This is a genomic window from Vibrio sp. OPT46, assembly GCF_015163535.1.
In the GTDB taxonomy this organism is placed as follows: domain Bacteria; phylum Pseudomonadota; class Gammaproteobacteria; order Enterobacterales; family Vibrionaceae; genus Vibrio; species Vibrio alginolyticus.
On record NZ_JADDYG010000010.1, the window covers coordinates 60,658 to 65,517 of the forward strand.

Genomic DNA, 4,860 nt, shown 5'->3' on the forward strand with positions numbered 1-4,860 from the left:
TTACGGTTATACATGTGGTGCTCAAAAATTAGGCACTATTTTGTACTCAAATAATAGCCAAGAGGTCTCTATGTTAGGTGAAAATCACTCATTAACTCATGAATTCCCAGAACATTTGGATACCATTACTCAGCTTACCGAAAACGATGCATCATTTGCTGAAACCGTTAAAAACTACAATGCTTTAGATAAAGAAATCCGCGTACTAGAACTTCAAGGAAGCCCGATTGATGATCACGAAATGAACGTGTTAAAACATAACCGGGCTGAGCTCAAAGACTGGCTCCACTCGCGAATAATGGGTTCTTAGTGACGAAATGATCATCGGCTCGTAAATTGCGGGCCGATTTTAGTTCCAATGGACGATGCCAAGTGTGCAAACACTAGGAGTGCTGAGCAGGAGCTTGGAGCGGCAGGTGACCAGTTTTTACCCAAATGATCGTTTCTTGCTCTACAAAAGGAAAATGCTCACTCATATGTGGGCTTCGAATCCAAGAGAGAGCGGGATAGGTACCTAGCTCGTCTCTAAACTCTCCTGACAATACGAAAATTTCTTCACCACCAAAGTGACGGTGTGGTTGAAACTTCTTACCTTTTGGCCATTTAACCAATGCGACATGTTCGTGCTCAAAATTATGCAGCGGCATGACTTGCAACCCACCGACACCACTCTGCCAGCTCGCTTGGTTTGTATTAATGCGAACTGTTTCAAGATCCTCAGATTCGAACTGATTTAGTTTAACTAAAATCACACAGCCTTCTTTGCTAAATGGTGCGTGTTGACTTCCTGGAGGGTTACGAAGGTAAGTGCCGGCAGGATAGTCACCGTATTCGTCAGAGAATACCCCCTCGAGCACCAATATTTCTTCTCCTTGAGGGTGAGGATGAATCGAAAACTGCGAATTTGGCTCGTACTTAACGACGCTGGTGGTATGCCCTGATTCTTTGGCTTCTCGTTCCAAAGGTTTGCGCCACACACCTTTGGAAGGGCTGGCGATCCACTCCTGTTGAGCAGTATCTATCACGATTCTTTTTGAAAAATCCATATTCAACATATTGAAATTCCGTTACTTATTTAATTACTAATTCTCATTAGTATACGTATAAAAAACATCAATTGATTCATTTGTTGATAGCCCAATTCATGGATTGAGTACGAACATGAAATCGGAGCCTAATTTAAATTTCTGCTTGTGTAATGAGAATTGTTATATTATAACATCGCAAAATTAAATGTTATAACATAACAAAAAGGAAATAGTAGTGAATAAGAAATTGGTGTCTCTCGTGATCGGTAGCATTTTTGCATCCCCTGTTTTTGCCGACACACTATCGAACCCACAGATTGGTGTTGTTGTTGATGGCTACTACCAAGATGGCCAACGTCATAATTCTGAGCGCGAAGAAGGCTTTGGTCTAGGCCATACGGAATTAAACTTCTCATCAAATATCGACGACAAGTTTTACGGCGCATTGACCGCGGTTCTTGAAAGTCATGGTGATGAGACAGAATTAGAGCTTGAAGAGGCATTCATCGAAACTTTGGCATTGCCATATGGTGTAAACGTGCGCGCTGGCCGATTCCTATCTGACTTTGGTTACCTGAACAACCAACACATGCACACCGATAGCTTTGTTGAGCGTCCAATTGCTTATCGTACTTTCCTTGGCTCGCACTACTACGATGATGGTGTACGTGCAAACATCGTGTTGCCAACCGACCTTTATGTAAAACTTGGTGTAGAAGCGCTCAGTGGTAGCAAAATGTCTTCTGTCGAAGATGGTTCTGAAGTTGGCGTGTACACCACGACGCTGAAGCTTGGTAGTGACTTCTCCGAATCTTCAAGTTGGCAGTTTGGTTTAAGTTACCTGCGTAACGAAAACGGCAAGGTTAAAGAATTCGAAGATCACGACCACGGTCATGAAGAAGAGCATGAGCACGATCACCATCATGGCGCAGCAGTGACAGGTGCGAACCTTTACGGTGCTGATTTTGTTTGGAAATGGGCACCAGACGGTAATTACAAATACAGCAACTTCACGCTATCGGCTGAATACATGCTGTTAGACGGTGTGGTAGATAGCAAATATAAAAACGATGCAGAGTCACCAGACAACTTAAGCGCTTACTATGTTTCGGGTGTTTATCGCTTCAACCCAAGCTGGTCAGCAGGTCTACGTTACGGCGAAGCAGAAAGCTACGATGGTCATGCACATGGCGACCACATGCATTTTACTGAGCTGAATGATAAAGAAATGGATGCGATGATCGCATGGGATTCTTCTCACTTCGGTACTATCCGTGCGCAATACACTCGCATTGATAACCAAGACAGTGAGACAGACAACGTGTTCACTCTGCAATACGTGATGACATTTGGAGCGCACGGTGCTCATGCGTTCTAAGCTGACATTAAATAAATGCAGTTTGGTGATGATGGCGGCAGGAGCTGCCATCATTGCTTCGCCTGCTTCGGCTCTAAACATTTTCGTTTGTGAGCCAGAATGGAAAGCCTTTCTTGAAAGCCACGCGCCAGATGCCAGTATTTATTCAGCGACAACGGCTAAGCAAGACCCACATTACGTACAAGCTCGTCCTTCTTTGATTGCGAAGATGCGCCAAGCGGACATGGCAATGTGTTCGGGCGCAGAGCTAGAGGTGGGGTGGTTACCTATGCTGCAAGTTCGTAGCAGCAATGCGGCGGTGCAAAATGGTGCGCCGAGCATGATCTACGCGACGGACTTCGTGCGCATGTTAGATACTCATGCTCACGTTGACCGTAGCATGGGAGATATACACGCTCACGGTAACCCACATGTTCAATTTGCGGCAAATGACATGATTCCATTATCTCGTAAAGTCACGGAGCGCCTAAAAGCGATTGATCCCGACAACGCACAAAGTTACCAAGTGAATGGTATGAAGTTTCGTGCTCATTGGCGTAAAAAGCTTAAAGAATGGAATGAGAAAGGGGCTGCTTTAAAGGGTAAGCAAGTTGTCGGTTATCACGCGACGTATCGTTATTTGTACGATTGGCTCGGAATGAAGCAGATTGCCGATCTCGAACCTAAACCGGGCATTTCACCGACCACATCTCACCTGCAATCACTCACCAAGTTAAATGCCGACAGTTTTGATGCGATTGTTTACTCCTCTCATCAGGATCAGCGTCCAGCGAACTGGTTGCAAGATCATACTGACAAACCTGTGATTCAACTGCCATTGACCGTTTCTGAGGGTGAAAGCTTGGATGAGATGTACGATCAGGTCATTGATGATTTACTGGATGTGTTAGTGCCGCCCGTTCCTGTGAGGATCTAAGTATGGCGGATTATGCATGGCTTTTACCTGCGGTTTTGTGTGGTTTAATTGCGTTGGTTGGCAACATCGTTCTGGGGCAACAAGTTCTTAATCGTCAGATCATCTTTATAGATTTGGCGGTGGCGCAAGTTGCGGCATTGGGGGCAGCACTAAGCCACTACTGGTTGAGCCAATACGCGCTGTTCTCAGGCTCATTCTTTGGCGAAATGATTGGCCCTTGGGTGATGTCTTTGATGCTTTGCGGTTTGATTGCCTTAATGGAGAAACGATACCAGCAACATTTAGAGCCCATGATTGGCAGCTTGTTTGTCGTGTCTGCATCGCTGGCGATCCTGCTGGTGAGTAAAGACCCACACGGCGGAGACTTTATTCAAGGCATTCTTAATGGGCAATTGTTATGGGCGACTTGGGCAGACGTTTGGCCTCTGGCACTCATTACCGCTGCGATGTTGCTATTGGTTTGGTTAAAACCTGCGTTTATGCGCGGTAGTGGTTTTTATCTGATCTTTGCAATCCTGATGCCCATTACGGTCAAGTTAACCGGCATTTATTTAGAATTTGCTTTGTTGGTTATTCCAGCTTTATGTGCGGCAGCATTGAAGGGAACTCGATTCTTTGTCGCTAGTATCAGCATTGGTATTGTTGGGATCTTATCGGGTATTGCCGCATCGGCTCGCTATGACTTACCGAGTGGTGCGAGTATTGTGATCACCCTGTTTATTGCTGGCATGTTGTTTAATCTCTTGCTTCAGCCTTTTCTGGTGAAAATAACAAAACCAGCTTTTGTAAGAGATTAAGAGACAAGTAATATTGGTCTGATGAAGTAGTATTTGATTAATCAGACCAATACTTTTCTATCCAAGTCCTCCAATCGTGTAACTTTGCGCCTTCCAACACACTTTCTTACGTTGATCTTGCCATAGTCATCAAGTTGCCTTGATTAGTTCACATTCGACTCCCAGACTGTTTCTATAGTTTTTATAAGATATAAAAGACCCTGCGTATGAGAAGCGCAGCTGTAACGCGACTAGGCATAAAAACAAAAAACGCTAGGGATACAAGCGAATTTGTAATCTCAACATTTAAGGAAGACCAAGATGAAACCGGAAAAAGTAGCAGTAGTCACTGGTGCGGCTCGTGGTATTGGCCAAGCGATTTGTGAGCAATTACTGGAGGATGGATTCCACGTAATCGGGCTAGACATATCGCCCGTGGAATGGAGCCAGTCGGCGCAGCTAAGCAGTTATCAAGTCAACTTGTGTGATGCCGAAGCTGTCAGTGAAGTGGTAGAAAGTGTTGTAGAGCAGCACGGAAGAATCGATGCTCTGGTTAACAACGCGGGCATCACTCGAGATGCACTGTTGCCAGACATGTTAGAGCAAGACTGGGACAGCGTGATCGACGTGAACCTAAAAGCGGTGTTCTTACTCACCCAACGTGTTGCTCCTGTCATGCTAGAGCAGGGCACAGGCAGTATTGTTAGCATTTCTTCTATAGTGGGAACGGATGGTAATATCGGCCAGAGCAACTACGGCGCA

At 45.1% G+C, this 4,860-nt stretch carries 6 protein-coding genes; 5 read left to right on the forward strand and 1 reads right to left on the reverse strand.

The window, feature by feature from the left end; genetic code table 11:
• Positions 1-70: 70 nt before the first annotated feature.
• The gene (locus IQR33_RS01750) at positions 71-310 is read left to right on the forward strand and encodes a YdcH family protein (RefSeq protein ID WP_005373737.1); all 240 of its coding nucleotides are present in this window, start codon (positions 71-73) and stop codon (positions 308-310) included.
• Positions 311-383: 73 nt separating this feature from the next.
• On the opposite strand, the gene IQR33_RS01755 is transcribed toward IQR33_RS01750, so the two are convergent.
• Entirely contained in the window at positions 384-1,055 is a 672-nt protein-coding gene (locus IQR33_RS01755; protein ID WP_193837917.1) for a cupin domain-containing protein, read from the reverse strand.
• Positions 1,056-1,263: 208 nt separating this feature from the next.
• Here IQR33_RS01755 and IQR33_RS01760 point away from each other — a divergent pair, with 208 nt between their 5' ends.
• The 4 genes from IQR33_RS01760 to IQR33_RS32090 all read left to right on the forward strand — a co-directional run.
• Entirely contained in the window at positions 1,264-2,406 is a 1,143-nt protein-coding gene (locus IQR33_RS01760) for a hypothetical protein (RefSeq protein ID WP_017633595.1), read from the forward strand.
• Positions 2,396-3,322: a metal ABC transporter solute-binding protein, Zn/Mn family gene (locus tag IQR33_RS01765; protein ID WP_025767961.1), complete on the forward strand. Its 927-nt coding sequence runs from the start codon at positions 2,396-2,398 to the stop codon at positions 3,320-3,322. The genes IQR33_RS01760 and IQR33_RS01765 overlap by 11 nt, the downstream gene beginning before the upstream one ends.
• Positions 3,323-3,324: 2 nt before the next feature.
• The gene (locus tag IQR33_RS01770; RefSeq protein ID WP_005373725.1) at positions 3,325-4,119 is read left to right on the forward strand and encodes a metal ABC transporter permease; all 795 of its coding nucleotides are present in this window, start codon (positions 3,325-3,327) and stop codon (positions 4,117-4,119) included.
• Between the two features lie 300 nt (positions 4,120-4,419).
• The coding region (locus tag IQR33_RS32090) for an SDR family NAD(P)-dependent oxidoreductase (protein ID WP_228013712.1) at positions 4,420-4,860 on the forward strand (441 nt) is incomplete at its 3' end.

Coding starts and splice junctions, on each gene's coding strand:
- IQR33_RS01750 (WP_005373737.1), top strand. CDS start 71: ATGTTAGGTGAAAATCACTCATTAACTCATGAATTCCCAGAACATTTG.
- IQR33_RS01755 (WP_193837917.1), bottom strand. CDS start 1,055: ATGTTGAATATGGATTTTTCAAAAAGAATCGTGATAGATACTGCTCAA.
- IQR33_RS01765 (WP_025767961.1), top strand. CDS start 2,396: ATGCGTTCTAAGCTGACATTAAATAAATGCAGTTTGGTGATGATGGCG.
- IQR33_RS01770 (WP_005373725.1), top strand. CDS start 3,325: ATGGCGGATTATGCATGGCTTTTACCTGCGGTTTTGTGTGGTTTAATT.